Below are 16,044 nucleotides of genomic sequence, written 5' to 3'. Positions count from 1 at the left end.
AGCCGAACGATGTCGTGCCGACGCAAACCTTCTTTGCTTTGGGGTTGCGCCAATGACCGACCGCATCATGAACTTCCTCCGCGATCGCCGTCCGGAGGGCCCCTGCCTCGTCGTCGACCTCGAGGTCGTGCGCGAGAACTATCTGCGCTTTGCAAAAGCCATGCCGGATAGCCGCATCTTCTATGCGGTAAAGGCCAACCCCGCGCCCGAGATCCTCGCCCTCCTGGCCGAGCTCGGCTCCAATTTCGACTGCGCCTCGGTGCAGGAGATCGACATGGCGCTGGCCGCCGGTGCGACCCCGAACCGCATCTCCTTCGGCAACACGATCAAGAAAGAGCGTGACGTCGCCGCCGCCCACGCCCGCGGCGTGACGATGTTCGCCGTCGATTGCGAGGCCGAGGTGGACAAGGTCGCCCGCGCCGCCCCCGGTGCCCGCGTCTATTGCCGCATCCTGTGCGACGGCGAGGGCGCCGAGTGGGCCCTGTCGCGCAAGTTCGGCTGCGAGCCCGACATGGCGATCGACGTCCTGTCGCACGCTCACCGTTCCGGCCTCACCGCCTACGGCGTGTCTTTCCACGTCGGCTCGCAGCAGAAGAACCCGCGCGCTTGGGATCAGGCGCTGGAGTCGTCGGCCAACATCTTCCGCACCCTGTCCTACAAGGGCATCGAGCTGAAGATGGTGAACCTCGGCGGCGGCTTCGCCACCCGTTATCTCGAGGACATCCCCGAGGAAGGCGAGTACGGCCAGGAGATCAACGCCTCCATCCGCGCCCACTTCGGCAACCGTCTGCCCGAGACGATCATCGAGCCGGGCCGCGGCATGGTGGGCAACGCCGGCATTCTGAAGACCGAGGTGATCCTCGTGTCCCAGAAGGCCAAGGACGATATCCGATGGGTCTACTTGGACTGCGGCAAGTTCAACGGCCTGGCGGAGACGATGGACGAGGCCATTCGCTATCCGATCACCTCCTCGCGCGGCGGTGAGACGAGCCCGGTGATCCTCGCCGGCCCGACCTGCGACTCCGTCGACGTGATGTACGAGAAGACCCCGTACCCGCTGCCGATCAACCTCGAGATCGGCGACGAGCTCTTCATCGCCGGCACGGGCGCCTACACGACCACCTACGCCTCGGTCGCCTTCAACGGCTTCCCCCCGCTGGCGTCCTACGTGATCTGAGGCCATCGGCCCCGGCGTGACGAAAAAGCCCGCGCTCACCGCGCGGGCTTTTTGCGTTCGGGGCGGACACGCAAAGGGGGCTCAGTCCGCCGGCATGCCGGTGATCGCCGCGTAGATCATGCTGCGCAGGAGGGGGCGGTAGTGTTGTCCCTGGCGGGCGCCCTGCAGCATGAAGATCGCCGCCAGGTCCTGCGCCGGGTCCACCCAGAAATAGGTGCCGCCGCCGCCACCCCAGAAATAATCGCCGGGTGAGCCGGGGAAGGGCGCCTCGCCCTCCGCCAGACGCACCGCGAAGCCGAGGCCGAAACCGTAGCCCGGCCCCGGCAGATAGCCGAGCGACTTCACCCCCTCCGGCGCGCCATGAGGGATCGCGCCGAGGTGGTCCGACGTCATGAACGCCAATGTGCGCTCGCCGATGATGCGCACACCGTCCAAGGTGCCGCCGTTCATCAGCATCGCCGTGAAGCGGGCATAGTCCGGCGCGGTGGAAAAGAGACCGTTGCCGCCCGATTCGAACGAGGGCTTGCGGTCCGCCTTCAGCATGAATTCGCGTCCGCCGAGCGGCGAATCGGCCGGCTGCGCGACCCGCGCCCGGTCCGCCTCGTCTTCCACCCAAAACGCCGTGTCCACCATGCCGAGCGGGCCGAAGACGCGTGCCTCGAAGACCTCCGACAGCGGCCGGCCCTCCACCTCCTCGATGATCGCGCCCAGAACGTCCGTGGCCCGGCCATATTCCCAGCCCGTCCCCGGCTCGAACGCCAGCGGCGCCTCGCCGATCGTCTTCGCCATCTCCCGGTTGGGCATGATCGCGCGGGTGATCTCGGTGTCGAAATAGATGTCGCGCACGGCACCGCGCCCGGTTGCGCCGTAGACCAGCCCGGCCGTGTGGCGCAGCAGGTCGTGAATGGTCGGCTCGCGTGCCGCGGGGATCTCGTCCGCCAGAACCGGGTCGCCCGCCTCGTCGACACCTTCGACACCGATCACCGGATCCGCGAAGGAGGGGATATATTTCGACACCGGGTCGGTGAGGAGGATGCGGCCCTCCTCGACGAGCTGCATGACGACGAGGCTCGTGACCGGCTTGGTCATGGAATAGATGCGGAAGATGGAATCCTCCGCCATCGGCGTTCCGGCCCGCCCGTCGGCGATGCCGAACGCCTTCTGGTAGGCGACCTTGCCGCCGCGCAGCACGGTCAGCACCGCGCCGGGGATGGTGCCCGCTGCGATGTCCGCCTCGAGCTTGGCGCCCGCCATGGCGAGCCGTTCGGCCGACAGCCCCGCCGCCTCGGGTGAGACCACGGGCAGCGGATCGGCCGCGGCCGGTGGACCCCCGAAGGCGAGGGCACCCACGATCAGCATCAGTGCGCCAGAGGTTCGGATCATCGTCGGCTCCCGAAAATCATGCGGGATGGGACTTATGGCCGCGCACATGAACCGGCAAGGAATGGCCCGGTCACCGGCAGTAAATGGAACCGTTGCCGCGCGGCGCGGAATCGAGGTGAAGGTGATCGTCGTGATAGGCCACGGTGCGCGGGCCGAGCACCGTCTTGAACGGGCCGCACGCCCCCTTGCGCACCTCCGCCTGGAACGCCTTCGCCGCGCCCGAATGGTTCGGCTCCACCATGATGACGGTGCCGTCCTTCAGCTTGAAGCCCGCGACGTCGACTGCGTTGGCGAAGGCGTGCTCGGACAGCCGCGTGGTGCGCGAGCCGTTGCGGCGCGTGCGGCAGGCGTAGCTCGGCCCCATCACGTAGCTGGCGATGTCCTGCCGGAAGTGCTTCTTCGCGGCGGGCTTAACCACGGTTTCCGTCCAGTCGGCGAAGGCGGTGGCGACGGGGCAGCGCAAGGTGGCGGTGGACGACAGCGCCACGCCCTCCACGGCGCTGACCGACAGCGGACGCGGCGCGCCGCAGCTGTTGTCGCGTACCGCATCGCGCACGGTGAAGGTGGCGTTGCCCTTCAGCGCCGCCTCGCAGGCGGGGCCGTCCCCGGGGTCGAGCCGCGCCGCGCGCACGCTTTCCTGCACCCGGTTGCCGCTGCTGGGCGGGCCTTCGGTGCGCCGCTTGGTGGTGCCGTTCGGGGCGAGGCGCGTCGCGGTTCTGACGGCCGGCTTGGGCTTCGGCCGGGTGGTGACGGGGGCGGCCTCGGGCGTCTCCGGCGGCGCGTCGGTCGTGGCGGCGGTCTGCGGCGCTTCGGGCTTGGTGGCCGGCGGCGTTGCGGCAGAGGGAGCCGCGACGGACGGAGCCACGGCCGAGGGAGCGGCGGCCGGCGGCGCCGTGTCGCGCCGCGCGGGTTCGGCGCGCGGGGCGACCGCGGCGGCGGTTTCGACCGTGGCCGGGGAAGGCGTGGGTGAGGGTGCGGGCGAGGGTGCGGGCGTGGTGCGCACAGGCGCGGTCAGCGAGGCGGCAACCGCCTCGGTGGCGCGCACCGCCGGGTTGGCTCGCGGATCGACCGTCATCGAGAAGGCGGTCGGCGCCGCGGCGGGGATGGGAATGCCGCTCTCGCGCAGCACCTCGTCGATGAGGGCGAAGCGGGAATTGGGCTCCGGCACCGGCACCGCTTCCGTTGTGGCGGTCGTCTGCGCGGGGGTGTCGACCGGCGCGGCGGCCGTCGCGCCCGGCCCGGCGGACCGCGACATCTCGAAATGGGGCCGCGGCTTGGGGCGTGGGACGGTGGTCGTCTGCGCCACGGCGGGCGCGACGGCAGCCATCGCCGTCAACGCCGCGCAGATCGCCGCGGCGAAACGCCGGGCGGCATCGCCTCGCCCGATGAGAGGTCTCATGCCGTACTCCGCCAGGGGCCACTCTGCCCCGCACTATACACGCCTCATTGAATGATGACCCAACAAGGTCAACAGCCGGTTGACGCGATCAAGAGCTTCGTGGCGGTCAGGCGGCTCAGGCGGCTTGCATCTCCCGCGCGGCGGCGCTCAGAAGGGCCTCCACGAACGGCACGTAGGAGCGCCAGACCGTCATCTCGAAGCGGTCGTCGAAGCGCCACAGCACCACGCTCACCCCGTCGAACACCGTGCGCACGCCGCGGCCGGGTGCGAGCTTGGAGAGGTCGCGCGGGCAGCCGTGGGCGAGCAGCTCCTCGCCGCCGGGGCCGGTGATGGCGAACGTCACGTCGCGGTTGGTGACCTCCACCAGACTGCCCACGGCGGGGGAGGCGGCGAAGGCGGCGGTCATCGCCGGCCCGTCCTCCAGCGGCGCCGCGACGATCCACTCGTCCGGCCCCAGGCACAGGGAGCGGCGGGGGCCGGCGACGGCGATGGCGCCGATGGTCCCGATCAGCGGGACGCCCAGCGCCTCGGCGGCGGCGGTGCGGTCCGCCTCGCCGCAGCGCACCGAGAAGCGGGCCGCGCGGGTGAGGGTGCGGATGGTGACATCAGCCATTGAGGCGCGCTCCTTCGGGGTCGAAGAACACGGTTGAGGTGACGGTGGCGGCGATCACGCCGTCGTCCATCGGCACGTAGAGCGTCTCGCCCATCCGCGCGTGACCGCCGGAGACGACCGCCATGGCGATCGACCGGCCCAAGGTGGCGCTCATATAGGACGAGGTGACGTGGCCGAGCATGGTCATCGGCAGCGGCTCATCTGGACCCTCGACGATCTGCGCGCCTTCCTCCAGCACCGTGCCCGGATCCTCGGTGAAGAGGCCGACGAGCTGTTTGCGGTCGGCCTTCGCCATGTCCGGCCGCTTCAGCGCGCGCATGCCGACGAAATCGGCTTTCGTCTTGCCGAGCGCCCAGGAGAGGCCCGCATCCTGCGGTGTAACCGTCCCGTCCGTCTCCTGGCCGACGATGATGTAGCCCTTCTCCGCGCGCAGGACGTGCATCGTCTCGGTGCCGTAGACGCAGGCGCCGACCTTCTCGCCCGCACCCACGATCAACTCCCACACCTTGCGCCCCTCGGCGGCGCCGACGTTCACCTCGAACCCCAGTTCGCCGGTGAACGAGACGCGGAAGAGGCGGCACGGAACGCCAGCGAAGCTGCACTCCAGCATGGACATGTGCGGGAAGGCCTCGGCGGAAATGTCCGCGTCCTTGATGAACGGCTTCAGGATCTCGCGCGCCTTGGGGCCGTTGATGGCGATCGTCGCCCACTCCTCCGTGGTGGAGGTGAGCCACACTTTGAGGTCCGGCCACTCGGTCTGAAGGTAGTCCTCCATGGTGGCGAGCACCCGCGGGGCGCCGCCCGTGGTGGTGGTGACGTGGAACCGGTCCTCGGCGACGCGGGCGATCACGCCATCGTCGCGGATGAAGCCGTCATCACCCAGCATCAGCGCATAGCGGCACTTGCCGACGCCGAGCTTCAGCATCGGGTTGGTGTACATGCGGTTCAGGAACTCTGCTGCGTCCGGGCCGACGACCTCGATCTTGCCCAGCGTCGACGCATCGAAGATGCCGGCGGTCTTGCGGGTGGTCCTGCACTCGCGCGCCACCGCCTCGTCCATGGTCTCCACGCCCTTGGGGAAGTAGCGGGCGCGGCGCCACAGGGCGACAGGCTCGAACACGGCGCCCGCCGCCTCGGCCCACGGGTCGATCACCGTCTTGCGCGTCACCTCGAAGGTGGCGCCGCGGCGCGGTCCTGCAAGGGCGGCGAAGGTGGTCGGCGTATAGGGCGGGCGGAAGGTGGTGAGGCCGACCTCCGGCGGGGTCTTGCCCAGCGCTTCGGCGGCGATCATCAGACCGTTGATGTTGGAGAGCTTGCCCTGATCCGTCGCCATCCCGGTGGTGGTGTAGCGCTTGATGTGCTCGATCGAGCGCATCCCCTCGGTGACGGCGAGGCGGATGTCCTTGGCCGTCACGTCGTTCTGGAAGTCCACGAACGCCTTGCGGGCCGGACGGTCCGACGGGAGGGCGCCTTCCGGTGCGCCGGTGCCGGCATCGTCGCCTGTGACGGTGAATGAAGGCGCAGTGGTTCCGGCCGCGGCGGCGCCCGCCTCGGCGCCGCTGGCGAGCGCATCGGCGAGGCCCCAGACACCGGCGCCGGCACCGGCCGTGTGGCAGGCTTCGGGCGAGGTGTCCGGCAGGAAGCGGCCGGTGGCGGCATCCCAGGCGAGCTTGCCCTTGGTGTGGCTGAAGAGACTGACGGCGGGCGTCCACCCGCCCGACATCAGAAGCGCGTCGCACGCGTGGTAACCCGCCTCCGCCACCGTGTCGCCTGTGCGCTCGGCGAGCCACACGCCCTTGATCCGTTTGGTGCCCTGGGTGGCGACGGGGACGGTGGAGAGCATCACCGCGATGCCGCGCTCCGCCGCAGCCGCCGTCAGCGCCGGGGCGACTTGGGCCCGCGTGTCGGCGATCATGGCGACGGTGACGCCTGCGTCGGTCAGCGCAAAGGCGGTGTGCCAGGCGCTGTCGTGGCTGGTGGCGACGGCGACATGGCGGCCGACCGCGACACCGTAGCGGTTGAGGTAGGTCTGCGCGGCGCCGGCCAGCATCACGCCGGGGCGGTCGTTCCCGTCGAACACCAGCGGCTTTTCGATGGCGCCTTGGGCGAGCACGACGCGGCCCGCCCGCACGCGCCAAAAGCGTTCGCGCGGCAGGTCCGCGGGGGCGGTCGCAAGGTGGTCCGTCACGCGCTCGACGAGGCCGACCATGTTCTCGTGGTCGTAGGCGATGGCGGTGGTGCGGAGCAGGATCGTCACCCCGGCGGCGGCAAGCGTCTCCAAGGTTTCGGCCAGCCACACCCAGGCTGGTTTGCCGTCGATGGTGGCGGCGGGCATCGCGAGCAGGCTGCCGCCCGGCTCGCCGGACTCGTCGGCGAGGATGACGCGGCGGCCATCGCCGGCGGCGGCCATCGCGGCGGCAAGGCCCGCGGGACCGGCGCCCACCACCAGAATATCGCAGAAGGCGTAGCGGGACGAGTAGTGGTCCGGGTCGTCCTCCGTCGGCGCGCGGCCGAGGCCGGCGGCGGCGCGGATCGCCGGCTCGTAGACCTTGTCCCAGAAGGAGCGCGGCCATTTGAACGTCTTGTAGTAGAAGCCCGCTCCGAGGACGCGCGACAGCCGGTCGTTGAGGCTGAGCGCATCGAACGACAGGGACGGCCAGCGGTTCTGGCTTTCCACCTTCAGCCCCTCGACCGCCTCCTGCATGGTGGCGCGGGTGTTCGGCTCCGTCCGGCCTTCGCCGCCTTTGGCGCTGTGCGTCACGCGGATCAGTGCGTTGGGCTCCTCGCTCCCCGCCGTCACCACGCCGCGCGGCCGGTGATACTTGAACGAGCGGCCGACGAGGTGGATGCCGTGCGCCAACAGCGCCGAAGCCACGGTGTCGCCCGCGGCGGCGACGATCTCACGCCCGTCAAACGTGAAGCGCACGGGGGCGAGGTCGTTGACGCGGCCCTTGCCGGAGATGCGGTAGCGCGCGGGGGCGACGTGCTCGTAGGTCTCGCTCACTTCACGTCTCCCGGCAGGACGGGTTTGGATTCGCCGGCCTTGTAGGTGGTCAGCACCCGGTCCGACACGGTGTCGCGGATGGCGTTGAAGTAGCGCCCGCAGCCGTGGGCGTGGCGCCAGCGCTCGGCGTGCGGGCCTTTGGGGTTGCTGCGGATATAGAGGAAGTCGCGCCACGTCTCGTCGCTCACCGACGGGTCGGGGCGGACGACGTGGGCCTCGCCGGCGTAGGTGAATTCGGCCTCCGGCAGCGTCTCGTCGCAATAGGGGCAGTGGATCAGGATCATGGCGGCCTCAGTGGGCGACGGCTGCGGCGGCGGCCTCGTCGATGAGGCGGCCGGTGGTGAAGCGTTCCAGGGTGAAGGGGGCGTTGATCGCGTGCGGCTCGCCGGTGGCGATGGTGTGCGCGAAGACGTGCGCCGAGCCGGGCGTGGCCTTGAAGCCGCCGGTGCCCCAGCCGCAATTGACGTAAAGGTTCGGCACCGGCGTCTTGCCCAGGATCGGCGAGCGGTCCGGTGTCACGTCGACGATGCCGCCCCACAGCCGCAGCATCCGCATGCGGCTGAACTGCGGGAACATCTCGACGATGGCGGCCAGCGTATGCTCGATCAGCGCCATGCCGCCGCGCTGGGAGTAGGATGTATATTGGTCGGTGCCCGAGCCGATGACGAGTTCGCCCTTGTCCGACTGCGAGATGTAGGCGTGCACGGTGTTGGACATGACGACGCACGGGAAGACCGGCTTCACCGGCTCCGACACCAGCGCCTGGAGGGGGTAGGATTCCAGCGGCATGCGGACGCCGGCCGTGTCCATCAGCACCGAGGTGTGGCCCGCCGCCGATACCGCCACCTTCCTGGCGCGGATGAACCCCTTCGCGGTCTCGACGCCCGACACCGCACCGTCCGGCCCGCGCCGGATGGCGGTGACCGGGCAGTTCTGGATGATGTCCACCCCGCGCGAGGAGGCCGAGCGGGCATAGCCCCAGGCGACCGCGTCGTGCCGCGCTGTGCCGGCGCGGCCCTGCCAGGCGGCGCCCAGCACCGGATAGCGCGCGTCGGCGCGGATGTTCAGCGGCGGGCAGATCGCCTTCGCCTCCTCCTTCGACACCCAGCGATTATCGACCCCGTTGAGGCGGTTGGAGTGGATGTGCCGCTTGAAGGACTGCACGTCGTGGACCGTGTGGGCGAGCATCATCACGCCGCGGCGCGAGAACATGACGTTGTAGTTGAGGTCCTGGGAAAGCCCTTCCCACAGGTCGACGGCGTGGTCGTAGAGCCGGGCGGACTCGTCGTAGAGGTAGTTGGAGCGGATGATGGTGGTGTTGCGGCCTGTGTTGCCGCCGCCGAGCCAGCCCTTGTCGATCACCGCCACGTTGGTGATGCCGTGCTCCTTGGCGAGATAGTGCGCCGCGCCGAGGCCGTGTCCGCCGGCGCCGACGATGACGACGTCATATTCCTCCTTCGGCTCGGCCTCGGGCCACTGCTTCGTCCAGTGCTTGTCGCCTGTGACGGCGCTTTTCAGGAGTTCGAGAGCGGAAAAATGCGTCATGACGGCTCTGGCGGTGAGGGCGGTGGGACCGTGGCGGACTGACCGGCGCGCGAGGCTCGACCATTGCGCCAAAGCGGCGGCGTCGTACAGAATGAATGCGTCGGCGGCATCGTCGATTTGCGACACCATGACGACGGCGGGCACACCCATGGAAACGGCACCGCGCGGGCTTGGCAAGGGTGACGGACCGGCCGCCGCCCGTGCGGGCGCGAAAGACGGGCCGCGCCTGTCGGTCGGCTTCATCCTCACGCGCCGCTTCACCTTGTGCGCCTTCGCCAATTTCGTCGACGTCTTGCGCCTCGCGGCCGACGAGGGGGACCGTTCGCGCCCGGTGCTGTGCCGCTGGCAGGTGCTGTCGGCGACGATGGAGCCGGTGCGCTCCTCCTCCGGCCTCGCAGTGACGCCGGACGCGCGGTTCGGCGATCCGGCGATGTTCGACTACATCGTGGTCGTCGGCGGGCTGATCGACGAGGTGGAGCGGCTGGACCCGGCCGCGATCGCCTTCCTGCGGCGCGCTGCGGCGGCGGGGGTGCCGCTGGTCGGCGTCTGCACCGGCTCCTTCGTGCTCCACGCAGCGGGGCTGATGCAGGGCTACCGCGCCTGCGTCTCCTGGTTTCACCGCGACGATTTCCTCGACCGGTTCGACGGGCTGGAGCCGGTGGCGGACCGCATCTTCGTGGTCGACAGGGACCGTCTGACGTGCTCGGGCGGGGTGTCGGCGGCGCATCTGGCGGCGTTCCTGGTGGACCGCCATGTCGGCCGGGCGGCGGCGAGGAAGAGCCTCTCCATCATGATCATCGACGAGGCGCACGAGGCGGACCGGCCGCAACCGGCGCCGGAGGATCTTCGCACCACCGACCCCCTGGTGCGCCGCGCTCTGGGGCTGATGCGCGAGACGATGGCGGCGCCGCTTGCGGTGGGCGACGTGGCAGCGCGGCTCGGCGTCTCGCGCAGGAGGTTGGAGCGGCATTTCCGCGCCACGCTGGGGCTGACCCCGCACGACGCGGCGCGGCGGGTGCGGCTTGCCGAGGCCAAGCGGCTCTTGGCGGCCACCCCGCGCTCGGTGACCGACATCGCCGCCGAGACCGGATTTTCCGATGCGTCCCACCTCATCCGCGTGTTCCGGGCCGAGGAGGGGGTCACGCCGGAGGTTTGGCGGCGCACACTGGTCGCGCCGGCGGCCGGTTAGGCGCAGCCGTCGAACCCGGCGGTGATCCACTCGACGAAGGCGCCGACGGTGGGAAGGTCCAGCTTGTCCGAGGCGACCACCACATGGTGCGCCTCCTCGATCTCCACCTGCACATCGCCGACGCGGGTGAGCCTCCCGTCGCCGAGCGGGCGCTCCAGCAGGCGGTGCCAGCCGAGGATCACACCCTCGCCGGTGATCGCCGCATAAACAGCGTCCGAATAGTGGTTGAAGGTGAGGATGCCGCGGCGGGGGATGGCGTCGATCCCGGCCAGCGCGAACCATTTGGGCCACGAGAGCCACTGGCGCTCGCGCGGCTCGCCCTCGATCAGCGGCAGGTGGTTCAGCGTGTCGCTGGTGATCGGATGGGGCAGCCTCTCCACCAGGGCGGGGCTTGCGACCGGATAGGCGATCTCCGGCAGCGATGCGACGCTGTGCCCGTCCCTGAAGGGGGGCTTGCCGTAGCGGATGGCGACGTCCGCCTCACCCAAACGCAAGTCGACCGCATAGTCGGACGAGAGGACGGATAACTTTACGTCAGGGTGAGCGACCCGAAAGGACGGCAGGCGCGGCAGCAGCCAGAAGTGCGAGAAGGCGAGCGATGTGGAGACGGTGAGGGTGGTGAGGTCTCGCCCCTCGCGGATCTCGTCGATTGCCGAGGCCATGCGGGTGAAGGATTCGGACACTGCTTCGGCGAGGAGGCGGCCGGCCGCGGTCAGCTCCACCACCCGGTTTCCCCGCACGAACAAGGGCTTGCCAAGGTCGGTCTCCAGCACGCGGATCTGGCGCGAGATGGCGGCCTGGGTCACGCCGAGTTCGCCGGCGGCCTTGGTGAACCCGCCGAGACGAGCCGCCGCCTCGAACGCGGCGAGGGCGCCGAGCGACGGGACGCTCCGTCTTAAGCGTGACATTTCACCGGCCCTGCAAACCCATAACTCCACCTCATGCGAAACGCGATTTTTTATCGGATTGCGGAACGCGCTTGTCGAGACAAAATACTTGGCGTTGCGACGCGCGATGTGCGTCGCCAAGTAGATCGGAAGGTGCTTGTTAATGCAGCAAGTCGTGCGCCAATGGCGGGCAGTCGATCCCGTCGACGATGACCTTTTCACGCTGTTGGCGGCGCGGAAGCCGGGCTTTTCGCTGCCGGGCGCGCTCTACACCGGCCAGGCCGCGTTCGACGCCGACATGGACGTCATCTTCCACCGCCATTGGATCGTCGTCGGCTGCGAGGCGGACGTTCCGGAAGCCGGCGACGTCTACGCTGTGGATATCGGCCCCTCGCCGATCGTTCTCGTGCGTGACGACGAGGGGGAGATCCGCGCCTTCCACAACGTCTGCAGCCACCGCGGCGCGAAGATCGTGCCGACCGGGCGCGCCATCGTCGGCAAGCTCGTCTGCCCCTACCACCAGTGGACCTACGAGCTGTCCGGCGAACTGACCGGCGCCCCTCACATGGGGATCGATTTCGACAAGGCGCTGCATCACCTCAAGCCGGTGGCGATGAGGAACGTCGCCGGGCTCATCTATGTGTGCCTGTCAAACGATCCGCCGGTGGACATCGAGGACTTCGCCGCCGCGATGGAGCCGCGCATCGCCCCCTATGACCTCAAGAACACCAAGATCGCCTACGAGACCGACCTGATCGAGGACGGCAATTGGAAGCTCACGATGGAAAACAATCGTGAGTGCTACCACTGCGCGGGCAACCACCCGGAACTGGCGCTGTCCTTCCATTCGTCAGACTTCGGCTTCGACCCGACGGAGCTGAACGACGACGAGCGCGCCGATGCCGAGGCGCTGGCGGCCGCCTATGCGCAGAAGACGTCGGCGTGGGAGGCGTGCGGTCTTCCCTCGGCGGCGATCAACAACGTCGTCGGCCATCCGACCCAGTTCCGCACCCAGCGCCTCATCATCGCCGGGCACGGCGAGTCGCAGACGCTGGACACCCGCGCCGCCTGCCGCGTTCCGCTGTCGGACGCCGTCGCCACCGGCACCGGCGACACCCACCTGTGGACCGCCAACGGCTGGAACCACTTCATGGGCGACCATGCGGTGGTCTTCACGGTGATCCCGGTTTCGCCGGACAAGACGCTGGTGCGCACCAAGTGGCTGGTCCACAAGGACGCGGTGGAGGGCGAGGATTACGACCTCGCCAACCTCATCTCCGTGTGGGTGGACACCAACCGCGAGGACGCCGACCTCGTGCGCATCGCCCACCAGGGCGCCCAGTCCGCGGGTTACCGCCCCGGCCCCTATTCGCGCTTCACCGAGCGCACCTTGGACGACTGGTCGACCTGGTATGTCGAACGGATGCAGGCGAACGGTTACTAGGCTTGTCGTCCTTCAGCCTTCCTGCCACGCGGGCCGAGTGGCGTACCGATCGATGGGCCCGCATGCGCTGCATCGCCGCGTGGGACGAGACTCACGACGTCCGCAGCTTCCTGCTGGCCCCCGAGGACGGGGGCCGCATCGCCTTCGCCGCGGGTCAGTTCATCACCATCCGCGTTCCGGGGCCGGACGGCGATCCGGTGGAACGATGCTACACCCTGTCGTCATCGGCGGCGGGTGAGCGGGCGGTCTCCATCACCGTGAAGAAGAAGCCGGGGGGCGTCCTCTCCGGCCACCTTCATGCGGCGCTGACCCCCGGAACGGTGATCGAAGCCTTCGGCCCGTCGGGCGTCTTCTCGCCCCCGGCGGCGGACGTTCCCTATGCGCTCATATCCGGCGGCAGCGGCATCACGCCGATGCTTTCGGCCGTGCGCACCGCCGCCGACATCGGCCTCGACCTCGACGCGGTGTTCCTGCACGCGGCCCGCTCGCCTAAGGACGTGATCGCCGCCGACGATCTCGCCCGCCTCGCTCGCCGCATGCCGCGCCTTCGCGTGGTGCCGGTGGTGGAGGCGGCCGGAGAGGGGTGGGCCGGGGAGACGGGTCGCATCAACGCCGACCTCCTCGCCCGCGTGGTGCCGGATCTCGCCGCGCGCACGGTGATGTGCTGCGGGCCGGAGCCCTTCATGGTGGCGATGCGCGCCCTCACCGCCGACCTCGGCGTGCCTGACTCGCGCTACCACCAGGAGAGCTTCGACTTCGGCGATGTGGACGTGGAGGTGCCCGCCGAGGGGACGCTCTATCGCATCACCTTTGCCAAGTCGGGCAAACACTTCGACTGCCCGGAGAGCCTCACCATCCTGCAGGCGGCGCGGCTGGCGGGCGTGCCGATGGCCTCGTCCTGCGCCAAGGGCGTTTGCGGCACCTGCAAATGCATGAAAACCTCCGGCTCCGTGGACATGAACCACGGCGGCGGCATTCGCGACCGTGAGGTGGCGCGGGGCCTCATCCTGCCCTGCTCCAGCCGCCCACTGTCTGACATCGTTCTCGACCGCTGAGCCGTCCGCTCGGAAAAGGAAGTTTCATGACGACGCGCGCCGACCCGCTTCTCGAGCCCTACCAGTTCAAAGGCGTGAGGCTCAGGAACCGGATCATCTCCACCGCGCACGAGCCGGCCTATACCGAAGGCGGCCTGCCGAAGGAGCGTTACCGGCTCTACCATACCGAGAAGGCCAAGGGCGGCATCGGCCTCACCATGATCGGCGGGTCCACCTGTGTGGCGCCCGATTCGCCGCAGTCCTTCGGCAACATCGAGCTGTGGCGGGACGAGTCCGTGCGCTGGCTGAAGGAGCTCGCCGACGAGAGCCACGAGCATGGCGCCGCGGTGATGATCCAGATCACCCATCTCGGCCGGCGGTCCTACTGGTCGCGCGGGTCGTGGCTGCCTCTGGTGGCGCCGTCCTCGGTGCGCGAGGCGGCCCACCGCGGCTATCCCAAGGCGATGGAGGATTGGGACATCTCCCGCGTCATCACCGCCTATGCGGACGGCGCGGAGAAGGTGCAGGCGGCCGGGCTCGACGGCATCGAGATCACCGCCTACGGCCACCTCTTCGACCAGTTCCTGTCGCCGCTGACCAACAAGCGGGACGACGACTATGGCGGTAGCCTGGAAAACCGCATGCGCTTCGGCTTCGAGGTGCTGAACGCCATCCGCGACCGGGTCGGCCCGGACATGATCCTCGGCCTGCGCCTTGTGTGCGACGAGGACGTGAAGAACGGCATCAGCAAGGCCGAGGGGTTTGAAATCGCGCAGGGCTACGTGGCGTCCGGCCTGATCGACTTCATCAACGTCATCCGCGGCCACCTCGACACCGAAGAGGGGCTGTCCAAGGTCATTCCGGGGATGGGGGCGCGATCCGCCCCGCACCTCGACTTCGCGGGCGAGGTGCGCGCCGCCACCAAGGTGACCGTGATGCACGCCGCGCGCATCCAGGACGTCGCCACCGCGCGCCACGCCATCGAGAGCGGCAAATTGGACCTCGTCGGCATGACGCGGGCGCACATTGCGGACCCGCACATCGTCGAGAAGATCCGCGCCGGGATCGAGGAGCGGATCCGTCCGTGTGTGGGCATGGGCTACTGCATCGACTCCATTTATGCCGGTGAGGCGTCGTGTGTTCACAACGCGGCGACCGGGCGGGAGGGGACGATGCCCCACCATGCTGCGCCGTCGGCCGGGCCGAAGAAGAAGGTCGTCGTCATCGGCGCCGGGCCGGGCGGGCTGGAGGCGGCGCGCGTGGCGGCCGAGCGGGGTCACCAGGTGGTCGTGTTCGAGGCGCAGGACGCGCCGGGCGGACAGGTTCGCCTCACCGCCGGGCTGCAGCGCCGCAAAGAAATTCTCGGCATCGTGGACTGGCGCGTTGCCGAATGTGAACGATTGGGCGTAGACTTTCGTTACAACCACTGGGCCGAACACGACGATGTCGTGGCGGAGGGCCCCGACGTGGTGGTGGTCGCCACCGGGGGCATGCCCGACTTCTCCTTCCTGGAGGAAGGCGAAGACCTTGCAACTTCATCCTGGGACATATTGTCCGGCGCGACCAAGCCGGCGAAAGAGGTGATCCTATATGATGACAATGGCGCACACCCAGGCCTCACGACGGCCGAATTTCTCGCCCGTAGCGGTGCATCCGTACAAATTGTCACCCCGGAGAGAACCGTGGGTCCGGAGGTCGGAGGCACCTCCTTCCCGCCTTATTTCAAAGCTTTCTCGGATCATGGTGTCACGACTACGCTGAACCTGAAGCTCAGCGCCATCCGGCGCGAGGGCAACCGCCTCATCGCCGTCTTCTGGGACGAGTATGGTGAGCGCGAAGTGATGCGGGAGGCGGACCAGATCGTCGTCGAGAACGGCACGCAGCCGCTGGAGGACCTGTACTTCGACCTGAAGGACGGCTCCACCAATCGCGGCGAGGTCGATCTCGGTCAGATGATCGCGGGGGCGGCACAGACCGTTACCCGCAATCCGGACGGGCGTTACACCTTGTGGCGCGTCGGGGATGCGGTCGCGAGCCGCAACATCCACGCCGCGGTGTACGATTCACTGAGGCTGATGAAGTCGGTCTGATCCGCCTTTGCGCGGCCACGGAGCCGCGAGACGACCGGTTTCCGCAACCCAAATGCGTTGGAGCGGCGCCCCGGAGATCCCGGAGGCGCCGTTTTCGCGTTTAGGACTGCGCCTCCGCCGGCCTTCTGATGCGCGCAAGCCCGCGTGGAGCACCCGCCGCCGCGCACCGCACCCAGCCTCCTGCGCATCTCCCGCCGACGGCGCGGCCCTGATGAGGGGCTCTGCGCGCACATGAGGGGTGCGCGCCGTCCCCGGTATCCGCGCGCGCTGTGTGGTTTG

The 16,044-nt window shown here is 69.1% G+C and carries 12 protein-coding genes; 5 read left to right on the top strand and 7 right to left on the bottom strand.

Annotation, left to right across the window (positions count from 1 at the left end):
• Positions 1-52: 52 nt before the first annotated feature.
• Positions 53-1,177, top strand: coding sequence for a type III PLP-dependent enzyme (locus BIX52_RS03450; protein ID WP_075219563.1), 1,125 nt, complete (start codon positions 53-55; stop codon positions 1,175-1,177).
• A gap of 81 nt (positions 1,178-1,258) precedes the next feature.
• Here the strand turns inward: BIX52_RS03450 and BIX52_RS03445 are convergent, their stop codons facing one another.
• The 6 genes from BIX52_RS03445 to BIX52_RS03420 form a co-directional block, all read right to left on the bottom strand.
• Positions 1,259-2,560, bottom strand: a complete 1,302-nt coding sequence (locus BIX52_RS03445; protein ID WP_157956189.1) for a serine hydrolase domain-containing protein — start codon at positions 2,558-2,560, stop codon at positions 1,259-1,261.
• Between the two features lie 70 nt (positions 2,561-2,630).
• Positions 2,631-3,959, bottom strand: coding sequence for an extensin-like domain-containing protein (locus BIX52_RS03440; protein ID WP_075219561.1), 1,329 nt, complete (start codon positions 3,957-3,959; stop codon positions 2,631-2,633).
• A gap of 115 nt (positions 3,960-4,074) precedes the next feature.
• Positions 4,075-4,572, bottom strand: coding sequence for a sarcosine oxidase subunit gamma (locus BIX52_RS03435; protein ID WP_075219560.1), 498 nt, complete (start codon positions 4,570-4,572; stop codon positions 4,075-4,077).
• The gene (locus BIX52_RS03430) at positions 4,565-7,576 is read right to left on the bottom strand and encodes a sarcosine oxidase subunit alpha family protein (protein ID WP_075219559.1); all 3,012 of its coding nucleotides are present in this window, start codon (positions 7,574-7,576) and stop codon (positions 4,565-4,567) included. Before BIX52_RS03430 ends, BIX52_RS03435 begins: the two co-directional genes overlap by 8 nt.
• Entirely contained in the window at positions 7,573-7,860 is a 288-nt protein-coding gene (locus BIX52_RS03425) for a sarcosine oxidase subunit delta (protein WP_075219558.1), read from the bottom strand. Before BIX52_RS03425 ends, BIX52_RS03430 begins: the two co-directional genes overlap by 4 nt.
• A gap of 7 nt (positions 7,861-7,867) precedes the next feature.
• Positions 7,868-9,121 carry a sarcosine oxidase subunit beta family protein gene (locus BIX52_RS03420; RefSeq protein ID WP_075220137.1) on the bottom strand — a complete coding sequence of 418 codons (1,254 nt, stop codon included), beginning with the start codon at positions 9,119-9,121 and terminating at the stop codon, positions 7,868-7,870.
• A gap of 148 nt (positions 9,122-9,269) precedes the next feature.
• Between BIX52_RS03420 and BIX52_RS03415 the strand changes: the two genes are divergently transcribed.
• Positions 9,270-10,310: a GlxA family transcriptional regulator gene (locus tag BIX52_RS03415; protein ID WP_083660058.1), complete on the top strand. Its 1,041-nt coding sequence runs from the start codon at positions 9,270-9,272 to the stop codon at positions 10,308-10,310.
• On the opposite strand, the gene BIX52_RS03410 is transcribed toward BIX52_RS03415, so the two are convergent.
• Positions 10,307-11,218, bottom strand: coding sequence for a LysR substrate-binding domain-containing protein (locus BIX52_RS03410; RefSeq protein ID WP_075219557.1), 912 nt, complete (start codon positions 11,216-11,218; stop codon positions 10,307-10,309). The two genes, BIX52_RS03415 and BIX52_RS03410, sit on opposite strands and share 4 nt — an antisense overlap.
• A gap of 142 nt (positions 11,219-11,360) precedes the next feature.
• Here BIX52_RS03410 and BIX52_RS03405 point away from each other — a divergent pair, with 142 nt between their 5' ends.
• From BIX52_RS03405 to BIX52_RS03395, 3 genes are all read left to right on the top strand, one after another.
• A complete protein-coding gene (locus tag BIX52_RS03405) occupies positions 11,361-12,641 on the top strand; it encodes an aromatic ring-hydroxylating oxygenase subunit alpha (RefSeq protein WP_075219556.1) in 1,281 nt (426 codons plus the stop codon).
• A gap of 62 nt (positions 12,642-12,703) precedes the next feature.
• Entirely contained in the window at positions 12,704-13,696 is a 993-nt protein-coding gene (locus tag BIX52_RS03400) for an FAD-binding oxidoreductase (RefSeq protein WP_083659976.1), read from the top strand.
• A 26-nt stretch (positions 13,697-13,722) separates the two neighbouring features.
• Entirely contained in the window at positions 13,723-15,765 is a 2,043-nt protein-coding gene (locus BIX52_RS03395; protein ID WP_075219554.1) for an NADH:flavin oxidoreductase, read from the top strand.
• Positions 15,766-16,044: the final 279 nt, after the last annotated feature.

This window comes from Acuticoccus yangtzensis (assembly GCF_001927245.1).
In the GTDB taxonomy this organism is placed as follows: domain Bacteria; phylum Pseudomonadota; class Alphaproteobacteria; order Rhizobiales; family Amorphaceae; genus Acuticoccus; species Acuticoccus yangtzensis.
The sequence above is the reverse complement of the archived record's forward strand: the minus strand, read 5'-3'. Positions and strand labels throughout refer to the sequence as shown.